General features: G+C 58.9%; 15 protein-coding genes and 1 tRNA gene. 11 read left to right on the top strand and 5 right to left on the bottom strand.

The genetic code is table 11. The features are described 5' to 3' along the window. Positions 1 to 324: 324 nt before the first annotated feature. Positions 325 to 412, bottom strand: a tRNA-Ser gene (locus ACZYUB_RS09450). Positions 413 to 610: 198 nt separating this feature from the next. On the opposite strand from ACZYUB_RS09450, the gene ACZYUB_RS09445 reads away from it, so the two are divergent. Both ACZYUB_RS09445 and ACZYUB_RS09440 read left to right on the top strand, forming a co-directional pair. After that, positions 611 to 1,348, top strand: a complete 738-nt coding sequence (locus ACZYUB_RS09445; protein ID WP_463947400.1) for a DsbA family protein — start codon at positions 611 to 613, stop codon at positions 1,346 to 1,348. A gap of 89 nt (positions 1,349 to 1,437) precedes the next feature. Continuing rightward, complete coding sequence (locus tag ACZYUB_RS09440) at positions 1,438 to 2,601, top strand: ribosomal protein uL16 3-hydroxylase (RefSeq protein WP_463947398.1); 1,164 nt, start codon at positions 1,438 to 1,440, stop codon at positions 2,599 to 2,601. Positions 2,602 to 2,808: 207 nt separating this feature from the next. Here the strand turns inward: ACZYUB_RS09440 and ACZYUB_RS09435 are convergent, their stop codons facing one another. Then, positions 2,809 to 3,357: a YaeQ family protein gene (locus tag ACZYUB_RS09435; protein ID WP_463947396.1), complete on the bottom strand. Its 549-nt coding sequence runs from the start codon at positions 3,355 to 3,357 to the stop codon at positions 2,809 to 2,811. Positions 3,358 to 3,576: 219 nt separating this feature from the next. Between ACZYUB_RS09435 and ACZYUB_RS09430 the strand changes: the two genes are divergently transcribed. Beyond that, entirely contained in the window at positions 3,577 to 3,996 is a 420-nt protein-coding gene (locus tag ACZYUB_RS09430; protein WP_463947394.1) for a hypothetical protein, read from the top strand. A 137-nt stretch (positions 3,997 to 4,133) separates the two neighbouring features. Here the strand turns inward: ACZYUB_RS09430 and ACZYUB_RS09425 are convergent, their stop codons facing one another. Then, a complete protein-coding gene (locus ACZYUB_RS09425) occupies positions 4,134 to 4,373 on the bottom strand; it encodes a hypothetical protein (RefSeq protein WP_463947392.1) in 240 nt (79 codons plus the stop codon). 219 nt (positions 4,374 to 4,592) lie between these two features. On the opposite strand from ACZYUB_RS09425, the gene ACZYUB_RS09420 reads away from it, so the two are divergent. Both ACZYUB_RS09420 and ACZYUB_RS09415 read left to right on the top strand, forming a co-directional pair. Continuing rightward, the gene (locus ACZYUB_RS09420) at positions 4,593 to 5,459 is read left to right on the top strand and encodes a helix-turn-helix domain-containing protein (protein WP_463947390.1); all 867 of its coding nucleotides are present in this window, start codon (positions 4,593 to 4,595) and stop codon (positions 5,457 to 5,459) included. Between the two features lie 107 nt (positions 5,460 to 5,566). Then, entirely contained in the window at positions 5,567 to 6,982 is a 1,416-nt protein-coding gene (locus ACZYUB_RS09415) for an alpha/beta hydrolase-fold protein (RefSeq protein ID WP_463947388.1), read from the top strand. A 94-nt stretch (positions 6,983 to 7,076) separates the two neighbouring features. Here the strand turns inward: ACZYUB_RS09415 and ACZYUB_RS09410 are convergent, their stop codons facing one another. Further along, on the bottom strand, positions 7,077 to 7,550 hold the full coding sequence (locus tag ACZYUB_RS09410) for a NanQ anomerase/TabA/YiaL family protein (protein WP_463947386.1): 474 nt from the start codon (positions 7,548 to 7,550) through the stop codon (positions 7,077 to 7,079). A 220-nt stretch (positions 7,551 to 7,770) separates the two neighbouring features. Here ACZYUB_RS09410 and ACZYUB_RS09405 point away from each other — a divergent pair, with 220 nt between their 5' ends. The 6 genes from ACZYUB_RS09405 to ACZYUB_RS09380 all read left to right on the top strand — a co-directional run bounded on the left by ACZYUB_RS09405 (position 7,771) and on the right by ACZYUB_RS09380 (position 15,565). Further along, positions 7,771 to 9,027 (top strand): MDR family MFS transporter, encoded by a 1,257-nt coding sequence (locus tag ACZYUB_RS09405; RefSeq protein WP_463947384.1) that lies wholly within the window; start codon positions 7,771 to 7,773, stop codon positions 9,025 to 9,027. A gap of 186 nt (positions 9,028 to 9,213) precedes the next feature. Then, the gene (gene eat, locus ACZYUB_RS09400) at positions 9,214 to 10,599 is read left to right on the top strand and encodes an ethanolamine permease (protein WP_463947382.1); all 1,386 of its coding nucleotides are present in this window, start codon (positions 9,214 to 9,216) and stop codon (positions 10,597 to 10,599) included. Positions 10,600 to 10,739: 140 nt separating this feature from the next. Further along, on the top strand, positions 10,740 to 12,140 hold the full coding sequence (locus tag ACZYUB_RS09395) for an ethanolamine ammonia-lyase subunit EutB (RefSeq protein ID WP_463947380.1): 1,401 nt from the start codon (positions 10,740 to 10,742) through the stop codon (positions 12,138 to 12,140). A gap of 21 nt (positions 12,141 to 12,161) precedes the next feature. Further along, positions 12,162 to 12,956, top strand: coding sequence for an ethanolamine ammonia-lyase subunit EutC (eutC, locus tag ACZYUB_RS09390; protein ID WP_463947378.1), 795 nt, complete (start codon positions 12,162 to 12,164; stop codon positions 12,954 to 12,956). Between the two features lie 336 nt (positions 12,957 to 13,292). Next, the gene (locus tag ACZYUB_RS09385) at positions 13,293 to 14,282 is read left to right on the top strand and encodes a 2-hydroxyacid dehydrogenase (RefSeq protein ID WP_463947376.1); all 990 of its coding nucleotides are present in this window, start codon (positions 13,293 to 13,295) and stop codon (positions 14,280 to 14,282) included. A gap of 212 nt (positions 14,283 to 14,494) precedes the next feature. After that, on the top strand, positions 14,495 to 15,565 hold the full coding sequence (locus tag ACZYUB_RS09380) for a BMP family lipoprotein (protein WP_463947375.1): 1,071 nt from the start codon (positions 14,495 to 14,497) through the stop codon (positions 15,563 to 15,565). 23 nt (positions 15,566 to 15,588) lie between these two features. On the opposite strand, the gene ACZYUB_RS09375 is transcribed toward ACZYUB_RS09380, so the two are convergent. Beyond that, entirely contained in the window at positions 15,589 to 16,407 is an 819-nt protein-coding gene (locus ACZYUB_RS09375) for a M90 family metallopeptidase (protein WP_463947373.1), read from the bottom strand. Between the last annotated feature and the right edge of the window lie 143 nt (positions 16,408 to 16,550).

Here is a 16,550-nt window from a genome sequence, read left to right as displayed (position 1 = left end):
GGATAATAGGATAATAGGATAATAGGATAATAGGATAATAGGATAATAGGATAATAGGATAATAATAGTTATTTTAATTAATATAAGAGTAAATATATATTAATGGCCTACTTCGGCTCCCCCGCGGATATTCACCACGGCAGAGGGCTGAGGTGCGATCTCGGATGTGGAAGAAAAGCTGGGCGCGGAGAGACAGCTTGATGCGCGCCTTCGCTGTGGCCAGCGTTCTGCTACGCGCAACCGCGAGTCACCACAGAATGAAGGCGAGGCTAAATCGCGGGCAGAAAAAAACCCGGTGATAGAATCAACCGGGTTTCTCAGATCTGGCGGAGGGGGTGGGATTTGAACCCACGGATGGTCGCCCATCGACGGTTTTCAAGACCGTTGCATTAAGCCGCTCTGCCACCCCTCCGAATTGGCGAGGATACTACTCACTGGCCCGGGCTTTGTAAACTCCCCCGCGAACTGATTGCTTGCTTTTGCGGCAAGCAGCGGTTTAATTGCGCCAATTTTCGCCGTTCTGCCGTCCCAGACTTGACTTGACGCCCCTGCCTCACGCTATATAAACGCCTCGCATCCTTCCCCCATGATCCAGAAGATGGCCCCGCTTATGAAATTGAAGAAGATTGTTCTGCCCGTTCTCGCCTGCCTGCTCCCCTTAAGCACAGTCCCCGCCTCGGCCGCCGAGTTGCAGCGCGCCGATGTGGAGCAGATAGTGCGCGAATATATGGTCAGCCACCCGGAGCTGCTGATCGAGATGTCCAACGCCCTGCGCGCCAAGCAAGAAGCCGAGCAGCAGAAGGCCGATGTCGAACTCATCCAGCAACACAGCAAGGCACTGTTCGAGCAAGCCAATGATCCGGTCGGCGGCAACGCCAAGGGCACCCAGACCATTGTCGAATTCATGGATTACAACTGTGGCTACTGCAAGCGCGCCACCCCGGCGATGCACGAGTTGCTGGCCAGCGACCCCAGCATCCGGGTGATCTATAAGGAGTTCCCGATCTTAAGCGAAACTTCCTACCTGGCCGCCAAGGCCGCGTTGGCGGTACAGAGCCTGCATCCGGAGCAATTCGTGGCCTTCCACAATGCGCTGATGGAGCGCCAAGGCAGCCTCAAGGATGAAAACGATGTGGCCGCCATTGCCAAGCAGGTAAAACTGAACTGGCCGGCGGTGCAGAAGAAGATGCAGGATCCGGCCATCGAGCAGCAACTCAAAGCCAATCACCAGCTGGCGCAGCAGCTCGGACTGACCGGCACGCCGGCCTTTGTCATCGGGGATACCATTTTGCGCGGCGCTCCCCGTACCGCTGATGATCTGCGTGCCCTGCTCAAGCCCAAATCCTGATCCCTCCTTAGCTCCTGCCCTATACTGGGCAGGAGCCCTCAGTGTGATGCCCTATTCCTTTTTGTTCTCTTGCGCGGAGCCACGCCCCTATGAGCCATGATTTCACCCTCGACTGGCCGGAATTTTTAGCCACTTTCTGGCAAAAGCGCCCTACCGTGATCCGGCAGGGATTTCGTAATTTTGTCGATCCGCTGACCCCGAATGAGCTGGCGGGTCTGGCCATGGAAGAGACGGTGGATAGCCGTCTGGTGGTCAAGGGTGCCGATCACTGGCAGGTGGAGCACGGTCCTTTCGAGGATTATGAGCGTTATGGCGAAGCCAACTGGTCGCTGCTGGTGCAGGCGGTGGATCACTGGTATCCGCCGGTGAGCGAGTTGATGACGCCGTTTCGCGGTCTGCCGAACTGGCGGATTGACGATCTGATGATCTCGTTTTCCCTGCCCGGTGGTGGCGTTGGCCCTCATCTGGACCAGTACGATGTCTTTATCATTCAGGGTCAGGGCCGCCGTCACTGGCGGGTGGGCGAGAAAGTCGCCATGAAGCAGTTCTGCCCCCATCCGGATCTGCTGCAGGTCGATCCGTTCGAGCCGATCATCGATGTCGAGCTGGAGCCTGGCGATATTCTCTATATTCCGCCTGGATTCCCCCACGATGGCTACGCCATCGAGCCCTCCCTCAACTACTCGGTGGGTTTTCGCGCCCCTAACCAGCGGGATCTGTTCAGCAGCTTCGCCGACCACCTGCTGGCCGACGAGCTGGGAAATCGCCGCTACAGCGACCCGCAGCTGCAACGTCGCACCCATCCGGGCGCGGTAACAACAACCGAGGTGCAAGCCCTGCGCGAGATGATGGAGCAGATGCTGCAAGGGGATGCGTTTGCCCCCTGGCTGGCCAGTTATCTCAGTCAAAGCCGCCATGAGCTGGATCTGCAGCCGGTGGAGCCGCCATTTGCCGAAGGGGAGATCTACGATCGGCTGCAAGCCGGGGAAGTGCTGAACAAGCTGGGAGGGCTACGCACCCTGTATCTGGAAACCGGGCCTGAGGTTTGTTTTATCAACGGTGAACGCCTGCCGATCCCGGAAGGTGCCGGCGCTCTGGCCCGTAAGCTGTGTGATGGCCCTGAGATCTCGTTCGCCGAGCAAGATCTGGCCTTGCAGGATCCGGTGCAACTGGCCTGGCTGACCACCCTCATCAATAACGGTTACTGGTACTTTGCCAGCGATTGGCAGCCCGACGAGGATGACGCGGAATAACCGCCGCGCCACACGCCCCCTCGGGTGCACTGCCGGCAAGATAAGTCAGGGTGTGATCCCTTGAGCCAACCGTTGGCGGCAGAGATGCCGCCATCGAGCCCCCAGGGAAGGGTTTACGGCGAGTTGGCGAAAGGGAATTTCCTGACTGTCACTTACCGTGAATTGTCGGTGTGCTTTTGGGCTGGGCTTATGCCTGCTGGGCTGCGCTTATGCCTGCGCCTTCTGCCAGCAGGTGGGTTGCCAGCTGGTAGAGAAGTCGCCGCTGCTCAGCCATAACACGCCATCACTCACCGTCATCTGCCAACTCATATTGCGCTCGGCGCGGGAAGAGAGTTCCTGGGCAAAGTCATCATCGACAAAATAGACGCTCAGGTTCTGTTGCTTGGCCAGCAGCGGCTGGTTCTGCTGCCACCAGATCTGCGCCGCACGCGCGCCATAGGCATACAGGGTCACGGCTGCCGAGCGGTTGCAGGCCCGTTTGAGGCGCCGCTCATCGGGCAGACCAACCTCAATCCAGTGGGCGATATCACCATGCAGCTCCTTGCGCCACAGATCCGGCTCGTCGTCCGCACACAGTCCCTTGGTAAATTCCAGATCCGGTGCGGCATTGAGTCCCCAGGCCAGCAGGCGCATCATCAAACGCTCGTCGGTTTCCGAAGGATGCCGCGCCAGAGTCAGAGTCTCCTCCAGATAGACGTTGCGGTCGGTGTCGGCCACATTGACAAGTGCCTTAAAAATAGTCGCTTTGAGTGCCATGTCTGTTCATCCATCGCCAAAATGGGCCCCAGTCTACTGATCCACCGCACAAGCAACAAATTTATCTGGCTCCCCCCCTTTTGGTCGGAGCCAAGCGCCATATACTGAAACTGTACCCGCAACGATAACCACGCTCGTTGCGTCAGTGTTCTCGCTCATCGAACCATCAATAACGCCAAGAAAGATAATGATGGCGAGCTTTTTACAGAGGGAATGGATATGGAAACACAAGACATGAATGTGCAGAGCGAAGAGCGCGTCAAGGTGGTCTGGCTCATCAAGGGCATTGCCAAGAGCAAGATCACCCTGCAACCGGCCCAGATCAGTGAAGGCAATATGCCGACGCGTTTTATCAGCTGGCGTGAAGGGGATCCTCGCCCGGTGCGCGTACCATGGATCGTGGCCAAGACCAAATCGGTCACCGTCGAGCTGGTAGAAAATATCCAGCCGAATATCATCGATGTTCGTCGCCATGTGCAGTGGCGTGACACCTCACCACGCATCAAGGTGTCGTGGATGAGCCGTGAGACGCCGGCCCCCAACTTTGACAGCTATCTCACCCTGATGATGCCCAAGCGTGTCAGTTGGGAATGTGGTGATGTGCAAGCCCCCAAAGTCAGCTGGGTCAAATCTTCGTAAGCCGATCACCGCCCGCACAACGCGGTTAACAATCAGCATCCCGGATAAAAAATGCCAACGCCCGCAGTGATGTGGGCGTTGTTGTTGCTGCGGAGCCGTGGGTCAAGGCGCTGGTAATCCGGCCACTCGCTGCCGTATCAGTTCAGCAAAAAGCGCACTGCGGTCCGCATGCTGTAAGCACGGCCTTTAACATCGCCCAGGCAGGAGCAGGCCAGAAACTCGCCCGCCTCCGGGCTGCCCTTGATCTCTCCGACCCGGCACGGCCAGCCTTTTTCGTTCTCTTTGCGGATCATCCAGCTCGGGCCTGCCAGCGCTTCGGCATAGACACCTGGATAAATTTCGTTGCCTACAAACAGTCCATTCACAAATACGCTCATCGTCTTCTCCTGAAAATTCATCGTCATCTTGAGGGGAACCGACTGGCATCCATCACTGCTTCGGCGCGCATTCGGTGTATGAATAAACAGTACTGTATGAATAACCAGTTTTCAAGTGATTATCTGGATCTTTTGTAGAAATAGTGATCAGCACACTAGGGGATACGAAAGGAACTGCGGATAATCCGCCTCCATGAAGCTATGGGTACAGGGAATGGCATGAGTCGGGATCGATTATTACGCCTGAGCGACTATCTGGAACGCTACCTCTTCGAACCGCTGGAGATCGGTGATCTGGCCGCACAGTCCGCACTGTCTACCCGCAGCTTGCAACGTTGCTTCAGCACCCAGGTGGGTGAAGGACTGGTAGGCTATCTGCGGGGCCGCCGTTTGAGCCGTGCGGCCGAGTTATTGTTGAACGGACATCCGGATATCCTGACCCTGGCGCTGGATTGCCAATTCGGTAGCCACGAAGCCTTTACCCGCGCCTTTAGTCGGCAGTTCTTCATGACCCCCAGCGAATTCCGTCACTCGGGCACAGCATTTCATTGTTACCGCCGTCCGGTGCTCGACGAAGGGGCGCTCACTGAGCTTGCCGCGCACGCACAAGCCGAACCCCAGCGGCATTGGCAACCGGCACAGACACTGTGGGGCCTGCAAAGTCCGATCGGCCATGGCGGCCCCGGCAGTCCGGAGTTTGCGGGGACGCTGACGCAACTGATGGATCAGCTGGCGTATCTGTTTCCGCGCCAGCCGCAACGTGTCCTGATGAGCAAGGAGCCTTCACTCGCGACTAAGCCACTGATGCTCACCGTCGCCACCACAGCAGGCGCAGGTGCGCCGCCTCAAGGCCTCACCGCCTTCTACTTGCCTGCGAACTGGCAAGCGACCTTCACCTTACTCGGCTCTGTGCAGCAGTTACCCGTGTTTTTGTATCACTGCTATGCCCAGTGGTTGTTTCATCGCGGCTGGCATCATGCGGATGCACCGATTGAGTTACATATCCCATCACCGCACTGCAACGATCCATTCCGTTTCACCCTGCCCGTTCGCCCGACCCCCAGCCCGGAATACCGCCTGTGGTGATCGAGAAGACAATCCAGATAGCCGCCGATATTGGCGCAGGAAATCAAGTACCAGGGGCCCGCCGCTTGTAGGCTGGTCACTCTCACTTCCCGCTATCAGGATCACGGATGAAACGAGGTACATCGATCGCAGCCCTGCTGCTGTGCTGTTCTTTCTTACCTTCGATTAGCCAGGCCGCTCCACTCCCCCAACGCTGGCAAGGTACCTGGGGCGATGGCATCCGCGACGGGCTGAGCCTGGATATGGCTGCGGCCGAGCAGGGCAAACCGCTGCGGGTGCACTACTGGCGCCAGCTGGATGCCGACTGGCAAAAGGCCGCCATCGAATTTGATATCCAGGCCGAGGTGCGATCGACCTCGCCTCTCACACTACACTGGTCGCTGGAGGGCGATCCGGATCAGGGCGTCATGGACTTGAGCTACCAGCCAGAGCGTGACGAAATGCAACTGCACTACCAAAGTAGCCGCCAGCAAGGAACCATGTTCATGACCCAGCACGCACAAACCCCAGCCGCCGAGCCTGCCCTGACACCCGCACCGGGACGCGAAGCGGTCCAGCTGCAGCTGGCAGCGCCGTCCGCATCCAAGGTCTACGTTGCCGGTGAGATGAATGATTGGCAAGCCGATACCCTGCCGATGACCCGGGATGCCGAGGGTAACTGGCAACTCACCCTGTATCTGGAGCCCGGCAAGTGGGCCTATAAATTTGTGCAGGATGGGCGCTGGCTGACGGATCCGGCCGCTCAGGCGCAAAGCCCGGATGGCTCTGGCGGGATGAACGCCCTGCTGCAGGTCGGCCCGCCCGATCAGCGCTATCTACCGCGCGCCAACGCGGATGAGCGGGGGACTCTGCAGATGCTGACAGTGACTAGCCGCCGACTGGGCGTGCAGCAGTTGCTGATCTATCGGCCCGCAGGCAGCGACAGTCGAAAACCTCTGCCCTGGGCGCTGATGCTGCACGGTTATGGTATGGATCGGCAACAATGGGTGCAGGATGGCCAGCTTCCTGCCCTGCTCGATACCCTGATCGCCGAGCACACCATGCCTGCCATGGCGCTGCTGATGGTCGATGGTGGCAAGAGTTTCTATCAAGGCGATGTCGCGGACTATTTAATACAGGAGTTGTTGCCGCAGACCCGGCAGTGGGGTTTGAGTGACGACCCGAAACAACGGGCGGTCGTCGGCATGTCGATGGGTGGATTCGGCGCGTTCGTGCTGGCCTATCAACATCCGCAGGCCTTTGCCGCTAGTCTGGCGCTCTCCGGCTATTTTGATCCGGCACGGATGCCGGTGCTCGATGCCCAACAGCTGGCTCGGATGCCCCTCACCCATTTCTACTGTGGCACGAACGATCACATCAGTACCGCCACCAACCAGCGTCTGGAGCAGCAACTGCAGGCCGCCGGTCACCCCCTGCCCTTTGACTACGCCCCGGGAGGCCACACCTGGCACTACTGGCAAGCGCTGATGCCACAGATCATGCCGCCCCTGGCCCGGCAACTGCAACCCGCGCCCTTGCCGTAGCCCTGAAAGTGATCCGGGGCGGCCACTCAGCCGCCCCGGTTTGCAATCCCTTATCCAATCAAACCACTGGTGCAATGAAAGTCATCAGCGACCATTAATCCCGCAGCAGGCTGGCATCCACTTTCAGGATCGCCTTGCGGATTGGCATCGGCGCAGCAACGGCACACAGCGGGCGGTGGGCATCACCGGGCCAGAACACCACAAAATCCCCGGGCCGCATATCGAGAAACTGCTCGCCCTCCAGCTGGTTGAAAAACGCCAGATCCTGCGTCGCCAACCGATCATCATCCGGTTGCTGGCTGGCACGCTGCGGGCGATAGCCCATCCGCTCCTCACCCTGCAACAGCAGTTGCACATCCAGATAACGGGCGTGGATCTCCGGCCGCCGCTCGGCAGCCGGGGCCGTATGATCATCGGCCAGGATCACAAACGCCCGCTCGCCATCCAGCACATGCTTGCCCGGTTGGGGCTCCCTGGCCAACAGCGCCAGCGCCTGCACCAGATAGTGGCGCAAGCGAGGGGGTAAACTATGGATATGGTCCAGATCAGCAATATGGGCAGCAAACATGGCGGAGCTCCTTGATGCAATGGCTAAGGGATGGCAATGGCGCAAAGCGTCATCTTACGCCCGGCCAGGGATGACGCCAACCGGGTACGCCATAGGTGCGAACAACTGGCACACCGATAGATCACACTATCTGTAAGCCTATCGGCAAACAGAATTGCCTGACGATTGCACTCGGATGCAGTTGATCTTAGGCTGTGTGCTCACAATCCAAGGAGTTTGCATGCACACGGATCCGTTACTCTCCTGGCGTCGGCTATTCGCCCTACCCGCCCTCATCCACATCATCTTGCTCGGTACCTTCCTCTCGCGGTTTGCCTTCTTTATGGTCTGGCCCTATCTGGGCTTGATGCTGTTCCAAAAATTCGCCCTCTCGGCAACTGATACAGGCCTCATACTGGCGATCTCCTCCGGTTTCAGCACCCTGTTCGGCATCTATGGTGGCAATCTGGCCGACCGCTATGGCCGGGGGCGCGTGATGCTCACCGGCAGTGGTCTGGGTATCCTGGGGATGAGCCTGTTTGCCTGCGCCGCGAGCCCGGCCTGGTTTGCACTGGGCGCCACCTGTAACGGCATGATGCGCTCCTTGTTGGAAAACCAGAGCCGCGCCATGATTTCCGACCACTGCCCCGATGGCCAGGATCGGGAGCTGGCCCTGCAACTGCGCTATTACCTGATCAATCTGGGTGGCGCTCTGGGCCCCTTGTGTGGCCTCTGGCTGGGACTCTCCGCCCAGCAGCACACCTTTTGGCTCGCCGCTGGCGGCTACCTGCTCTACGGCTTGTTACTGGCTGGCGCCCTGTGGCGGGTCACCGACAGCCGCCGCCAGGTGCTGAGCTCACTGGGCTTTGCCGCCACCTTGCAGGTGCTGGCGCGGGATCGGGCCTTCTTGCTGCTGACCCTGGGCAATGTGCTGACCATGTTCGTCTACGCCCATTTCCAGAGCACGCTGGATCTCTATCTGATGCGCTTATCGATCCCCGATATCGCCGCACTCATCACCCAGCTACTGCTCATCAATACCCTGACCATCGTCTTCTTGCAGTTGCCACTGGTTCATACCCTGGCGCGATTCAGTGCCGGGCAGCGCATCCGGATCGGCAGCGTCCTGTTCGCCCTGGCCCAGATCGGATTCTGGTTTACCCCTGTCTCCTGGCCCATGGGCTGGCTGCTGAGTGCCTTTGTGCTGAGTGTCGGCGAGGTGATCCTGTTTCCGGCCCTCAACCTGCGGGTGGATGAGCTGGCGCCGCCCCGTCTGCGCGGCAGTTATGTCGGTGCCGCCTCCCTATATTTGCTGGGCTCCGCCAGTGCACCGATTCTGGGGGGCCTCATCATTGATCATCTGGATGGGCAATGGCTGTTTATCCTCTGTTTTGTACTCTGCGCCATCGCCTATGGCTTCTATTTCCGCTCGGAAAACATACCCGCCTATATAAAAGCGCATCGGCCAGAACAACGCGCTGCCGAAGAGCAAGGCTAAGTGCCCAGTCCCCAGCCTGATGAGCCAGGCTGGGGAATTTGCACCACATGCGTGCAAGCCCCGTCAACTAAATCAACTCAACATATTGATTTATAAGGATTTGACCCGTCATCCGGTTTTGGTACGCCCTTTGCGATACATCCCTGTAGAAACTGTCAGGGTTGACAGTCGAATAGGGGATCCATCATGCAACAAAAGGACAGTAAACAACCGGCCCTCAAGCGTACCTTGGGAGCCTTTCATTTGTGGGGGATCGCCGTTGGTCTCGTCATCTCCGGTGAGTACTTCGGCTGGAGCTATGGCTGGGCCCAGGCGGGTACCCTTGGCTTTCTGGTCACCTCCGTGCTGGTCGCGGCCATGTACACCGCCTTTATTTTCAGCTTCACCGAGCTGACCACCTCCATCCCCCATGCGGGCGGCCCCTTTGCCTATGCCTATCGGGCCTTCGGTCCGGTCGGTGGCTATATCGCTGGCTTCGCGACCCTGGTGGAGTTTGTCTTTGCGCCACCGGCCATCGCCATGGCGATTGGTGCCTACCTGAACGTACAGTTCCCGGCGATTGATCCGAAGTGGGTTGCGGTGGGTGCCTATCTGGTATTTATGGGTCTCAACCTGGTGGGTGTGGGCATTGCCGCCACCTTCGAGTTGATGGTGACCCTGCTGGCCATCTTCGAGCTGCTGGTGTTTATGGGTGTGGTAAGCCCGGGCTTCAGCATGGCGAACTTTGCCGCCAACGGCTGGGCTGGCGAATCCGAATTCAGCATGGGGGCTATTTCCGGTATTTTTGCGGCGATCCCGTTTGCCATCTGGTTCTTCCTGGCCATTGAAGGCGCAGCCATGGCGGCCGAAGAAGCCAAAGAGCCGAAGAAAACCATTCCCAAGGCCTTTATCGGCGGCATCCTGACCCTGGTTGTTCTGGCCATGGGCGTGATGGTCTTTGCCGGTGGTGCCGGTGACTGGAGCAAGCTCTCCAACATCAACGACCCCTTGCCACAAGCGATGAAGATGATCGTTGGCGAAAGCAGTGGCTGGTTGCACATGCTGGTGTGGTTGGGACTGTTTGGCCTCATCGCCTCTTTCCACGGCATCATCATGGGCTACTCACGGCAGATCTTTGCCCTGGCCCGCGCCGGTTACCTGCCAAAATCACTCTCGGCGGTCAACGGTCGCTTCCAGACGCCACACTGGGCGATCCTGGCCGGTGGTGTCGTCGGCATCCTGGCCATCTTCTCCGACTCACTGATCGTCATCGGTGGTATGCCGCTGACCGCCAATATCGTCACCATGTCGGTATTCGGTGCCATCGTCATGTACATCATCTCCATGGCTGCCCTGTTCAAGCTGCGCAAGAGCGAACCCAAGCTGGAGCGTCCATTCAGCGCCCCGCTGTTCCCGTTCGCTCCAGCTCTGGCTCTGGGTCTGGCCGTGCTGTGCCTGGCGGCCATGGTCTACTACAACACCCTGCTGGCGTTGATCTTCGGTGGTCTGATGCTGGTCGGTTACGCCTACTTCCGCCTGACCCATGATACCGAGGTCTCCTCTGCCGATGGCGAGCTGGTGAAGGTCTATTAATCGGCTGCGTTGCAAGACGCCGCTGGAGCAGAAATCGTCTGCCGCCGTTACGGTGGCAGCCATGAGCAACAACCTGGTGATTTGCCACCGGCTCGTCCGGTGGCTTTTTTCCCGGCCTTATCCGTTAAAGCGAGAATTCCATGTACCGAAGGACGCTGGCACACCAGAATTACCACTTTCCCGACCTGTGCAGTCTAATGGCCAAAGCGACCCCCGCACGCTCCGGCGATTATCTGGCCGGTGTCGCGGCCGCCTCCGCTCAGGAGCGCATGGCCGCCAAGATGGCCCTGGCGGATCTGCCATTGCGCACCTTCCTGCAGCAACCGCTGATCCCCTATGAGCAGGATGAAGTGACCCGGCTGATCCTGGATGAGCACGATGCCGCGGCATTTGCGCCCATCAGTCATCTGACGGTGGGGGATTTTCGCAACTGGCTGCTCTCGGAAGCGGCAGATAGCGCCACCCTGGCCCGGGTAGCGCCCGGCATTACCCCGGAGATGGCAGCGGCGGTCAGCAAGTTGATGCGCAATCAGGATCTGATCCTGGTGGCCAAGAAGTGTCATGTCGTCACCGCCTTTCGCAACACCATAGGCCTGCCGGGCCATTTGAGCGTGCGCCTGCAGCCCAATCATCCGACCGATGATCCCCAAGGCATCGCCGCCGCCATGCTCGACGGCCTGCTCTACGGTGCCGGCGATGCCGTGGTGGGGATCAATCCGGCCAGTGACAACCTGCCGGTACTGGCCAGCCTGAACCAGATGCTGGATGAGGTGATCCAGCGGTTTGCCATTCCGACCCAATCCTGCATCCTCACCCATGTCACCAATACCCTGCAGCTCATCGAGCGCGGCGTGCCGGTGGATCTGGTGTTCCAGTCCATCGCCGGAACCGAGGCGGCCAACCGTGGTTTTGGCATCAATCTGGCGTTACTGGCCGAAGCCCATGAGGCAGCCTTGAGCCTCAAGCGCGGCACCGTCGGCCAGAATGTCATGTATTTCGAGACCGGCCAGGGCAGTTGCCTCTCCGCCAATGCTCATCATGGTGTCGATCAGCAGACCTGCGAGGCCCGCGCCTACGGCGTAGCGCGCCATTTCAAACCCCTGTTGTGCAATACCGTGGTCGGCTTTATCGGTCCCGAATACCTGTATGACGGCAAGCAGATCATTCGCGCCGGGCTCGAAGATCACTTCTGTGGCAAGTTACTGGGCGTCCCGCTGGGCTGTGATGTCTGCTACACCAACCACGCCGAGGCGGATCAGGATGATATGGATACCCTGCTGACCCTGCTGGCCAACGCCGGACTGACCTTCCTCATCGGGGTGCCCGGAGCCGATGACATCATGCTCAATTACCAGAGCACCTCCTTCCACGATGCGCTGTACATTCGCGAATTGCTCGGCCTCAAACACGCACCAGAATTTGCTGACTGGCTGGTGCGCATGCAGTTGACCAATACCGGAGGCCAGTTGCTGGATGCCAACCTGCGTCATCCACTCTTGAGCCAGTTTGGTCCCACCATCCCAAGCGGTCGCGTCGCCTGAAGCCTGCCCGGAGAACCACATATGTCTGAACTCATCCATCTCAATCCCTGGCAAGAACTCAAACGCTACACCTCGGCGCGCATTGCCCTGGGGCGCACCGGCGTCAGCCTGCCCACCGATGCCCTGCTGCAATTTGGTCTGGCCCATGCCCAGGCCCGGGATGCCGTGCATCAACCGCTGGATGTGGCCCAGTTACAGAGCGCGTTGCAGGTGCTTGGGCAACACGTTCTGACGGTGCACAGCGCCGCTCGTAATCGGGAAGAGTATTTACGGCGCCCGGATCTGGGCCGATGCCTGGATGAACCGAGTCGCCAGCAGCTGCAAGCCCTAGAGCTGGCAGATTACGATCTGGCCATAGTGCTGGGCGATGGTCTCTCCTCGACCGCCCTGCATCAGAATGCCCAACCGTTTATCGCCAGTCTGTTGCCCCATCTGCGGCGTCTGCGGCTGAACGTGGCTCCATTAATCGTGGCCGAACAGGCCCGGGTCGCCCTGGGCGACGAGATTGGCGAGCTGCTCACTGCCCGTGCCGTGCTGGTGCTGATCGGCGAACGTCCTGGCCTCTCCTCCCCCGACAGTCTGGGTCTCTATTTGACCTGGCAGCCGCATGTCGGGCGCATGGACTCCGAACGCAATTGCATCTCCAATGTGCGCCCGGCCGGACTCGACTTCCCGCAGGCCGCCCACAAGCTGGCCTGGCTGCTGGAACAAGCCTTTATCCGCCGCCTGACCGGCGTGGATCTCAAGGATGAGAGCGCACAACCCCAGCAACTGCTGGAACATGATGAGGAGCCGCAGCCCGCGCTTCCATCCTGATGGTTATCTGAAAACCCCAACCCAGGTGTTCAACCTGCATTTAGGGAGCTTCGGCTCCCTTTTTTTATCTCCGATTTGATTAAACCCAGCAGCCGCAACTCAACCGGCCGGCGAGTCATCCAGGCTATCGCGCCACGACACAGGGTAAAATCAGTATCAGGCGGAATTAGATTTCGGTGATAGACTCAAAGCATCCCACAGCATTATCTGTAATTTAATTACACAAATGCCGTTCCAAACTCCATCAATGCCTGATTCAAATCAATTTTAGTCAACAACCTTTGACAATCCCACCCATTGATGTAATTTAATTACATATTCATTTGGAGGTGTCCCATGAAAATCGCCCTGTTCAGTGCCAAAGCCTATGACCGTGACCACTTTGAACTGGCCAATCAGGCCTTTGGTTATAAACTCGACTATTTTGATGTGCGTCTCGACCCGAAAACCGCACGTCTGGCGCATGGCTACCCGGTGGTCTGCGCCTTCGTGAATGATGATCTCAGCCGCGCCGTGCTCACCGATCTGGCCGCCAACGGCACCCAGGTGCTGGCCATGCGCTGTGCCGGTTACAACAATGTGGACTTGCAAGCCGCCAAAGAGCTCGGCATCCGCGTGGTCCGGGTGCCGGCCTATTCCCCGGAAGCGGTGGCCGAACACGCGGTCGGTCTGATGATGACCCTGAACCGCCGCATTCATAAGGCCTACCAGCGCACCCGGGATGCCAATTTCTCCCTGGATGGTCTGGTGGGTTTCAACATGCATGGCCGCACCGCCGGGATCATCGGCACCGGCAAGATCGGCATCGCTACCCTGCGCATTCTCAAGGGTTTCGGTATGCGTCTGTTGGTGAGTGATCCGTTCCAGAACCAGGCGGCGCTGGATCTGGGGGCCGAATATGTCGATCTGGATACCCTGTTCCAGGAATCCGATGTCATCAGCCTGCACTGCCCGCTGTTCAAGGAGAACTATCACCTGCTCAACGCCGAAGCCTTCGCCAAGATGAAGAACGGCGTCATGATCATCAATACCAGCCGCGGCGGTCTGCTGGATGCAACCGCGGCGATTGAAGCCCTCAAGCAGAGCAAGATTGGCGCCTTGGGGCTGGATGTATATGAGGAAGAGCAGGAGCTGTTCTTTGAAGACAACTCCAACGAAGTGATCACCGATGATGTGTTCCGTCGCCTCTCTGCCTGCCATAACGTGCTGTTCACCGGTCACCAGGCGTTCCTGACCAAAGAAGCGCTGCTGGCGATCTCCAACACCACTCTGGAGAATGTGCGTAGCTTTGCCGCCGGACAGAAAAACGGCAACGAGGTGGAATAAACCTCCCCCTCCAGACCAGAAGAGGAGCCAGTGGCTCCTCTTTTTTTTCCTTTAAAATCAAGGTAACCGGTTACTTCTTACCACCTTTGGAGATGAAAGGCCTTTCATTTCCCATCATGATTCTTTGAGCTTGATCACACTCGGCAAAGCAGGAAAAATGTGTCTCCTTTGGTGCCTCATGGGTGAGTCACCCCAGTACAAGGACCTGATGAATGTACAGCTTGACCCGGATCTGGACGCCTATCCTGCTGACGTTACTACCGACCCTGGCGCTGGCCGCCACCAAACCGGCCGTGGTCTACAGTGTCGCCGACAAATATGACCATTCGGTGAATCAGCAAGTCTACGAAGAGGGCGTGGTGCGCTACCGCAAGGAGACCGGCATCCAGGTCACCGAGCGCGCACCGGCGGGTGCCGCAGAACGCCTGAACACCTTGCGCCAGCTGGCGGGCGACGGCTATAGCCCGATTGTTCTGGTCGGTGGCGAACAGGGGATTGCGCTGCAAACCATCGCCGATGAGTTCCCCAACACCCAGTTCACCCTGCTGGATGGTCAGTTGGATAAGCCCAATGTGCGCTCCATTCTCTTCAAGGTACAAGAAGGAGCCTTCCTGACCGGAGCGCTCGCCGCGGCCGAGTCGGAGACCGGTATCATCGGCTTTGTGGGCGGCCTGGATCTGCCCGGCATCCATCAATATGGCTGCGGCTTCGAGCAGGGCGCCAAATATGCCAATCCAGCCATCGAGGTAAAGCAGAGCTATGCCGCCTCGACGCCGGCATTAGCCTTTGCCGATCCGGTCAAGGGCAGCTTTCTGGCGAAAGAGCAATTTGCCGAAGGGGTGGATATCATCTTTGCCGCCGCCCGGGGCACCGGCCTTGGCGTGTATCAAACGGCCGCCGATGAAGGTCTCAGAGCCATAGGCTCCGACACCAACCAGAACGGACTCTACCCTGGCACCATGCTCACCTCTATGTTCAAGAGCATGGGACAGGCCGCCTACACCGCCTGGGAAGAGGCCGAAGTCGGTACCTGGACACCGGGAGTTCTGAAACTCGGCTTACTGGATAACCATGTGGGCTGGGCTCTGGATGCCAATAATCAGGGGCTCATCAGCCAGGGGCTGCGCGACAAACTCGAAGCGCTGCGCATCGAGATCGTCACCGGAAAACTCAAAATCCACGACTATACCCAGACCCAGCACTGCGACTACATAGCGCCCACCGTCGGCGCCATCTGCCCACCGGCGGGTAAAGCAGGTAGCGGTTCTCTGTGTAAAAGCTAAGAGGCTGACGTCAGGGATTGCCGTCAAGCACCACGACTATGGTAACCGGCCCCATCGCTCCAGGATGCCCGGGGCTGGCGCCCCGCCGGATCCTGGACAAACCAGCGAGTGAGCAAACGGTACAGCTCCGGCTCCTGCTCTTGTAGCCGCCGGGGCTGAGTGAAAAACTGCTCGCAGAGAATAGAAAAATACTCATCCGGCCCCTCGGCGGCCTGTTCATCCAGCCAGCACGGTTGGCCTGTGTCAAGCTGCTGGCACACCCGGCGGAACCCCGACTCCAGCGCCGGTTGCCACTGGGTAATCGCCACTCCGGGCCGCTCCGGCGGCATGCCGTTAGCCGTGCCACCGGCCAGCATATCCAGCTTGTGGGCCAGTTCATGGATCAGCAGATGGTAGCCATCCCACTGGCCATCGTGCAGCACTTCCGGCCACACCAGCACCACGGGACCCTGCTCCCAGGCTTCGCCCAGATGAGCGCTGGCCTCGACACCCATCAGTTCGTTATCCAGCCACACCGTCTCCTCCCGTTCGACCGCATCGGGCAACAGGATCACTTCATAGAAGTTTCGATACCAATCCAGCCCCAGATTCAATATCGGCAAGCACGCCTGCAGCACCATCCAGCCGAGTTGTCGCCGCGAGGGACGCACCCCCAGGCAGGTAATGCTTTTGGCCTGCAAAAAGCGCTCGGCCAGAGCGATCAGCCGCTCCAGCTCCGGCTCAGACAATCCCTGCAGCACCGGAATGGTTGCCGCCAGGCTACGCCACTCCGCCACGGGCAAATAGGGCTGCCGCTGCGCACCCCAACCCGACAGCCATTGCCACCACGCACGCCAGCTCATACCGACCATTCTCCGCCTGGATGGACTAAATAGGGCCATCCCGTTCTGCTATCACCTGACATCACCAACCGTTCGCCTCGTCATCCAATCCTGTGATTTCCAATAATTTAGCGCCTTGGCGGCAGCCGCAGCTTGTCAGCATC

Source organism: Pseudaeromonas sp. HNCC25DJ182 (genome assembly GCF_055413365.1).
Note: the sequence above shows the minus strand (reverse complement) of the source record. Positions and strands in the feature narration are given on the sequence as shown.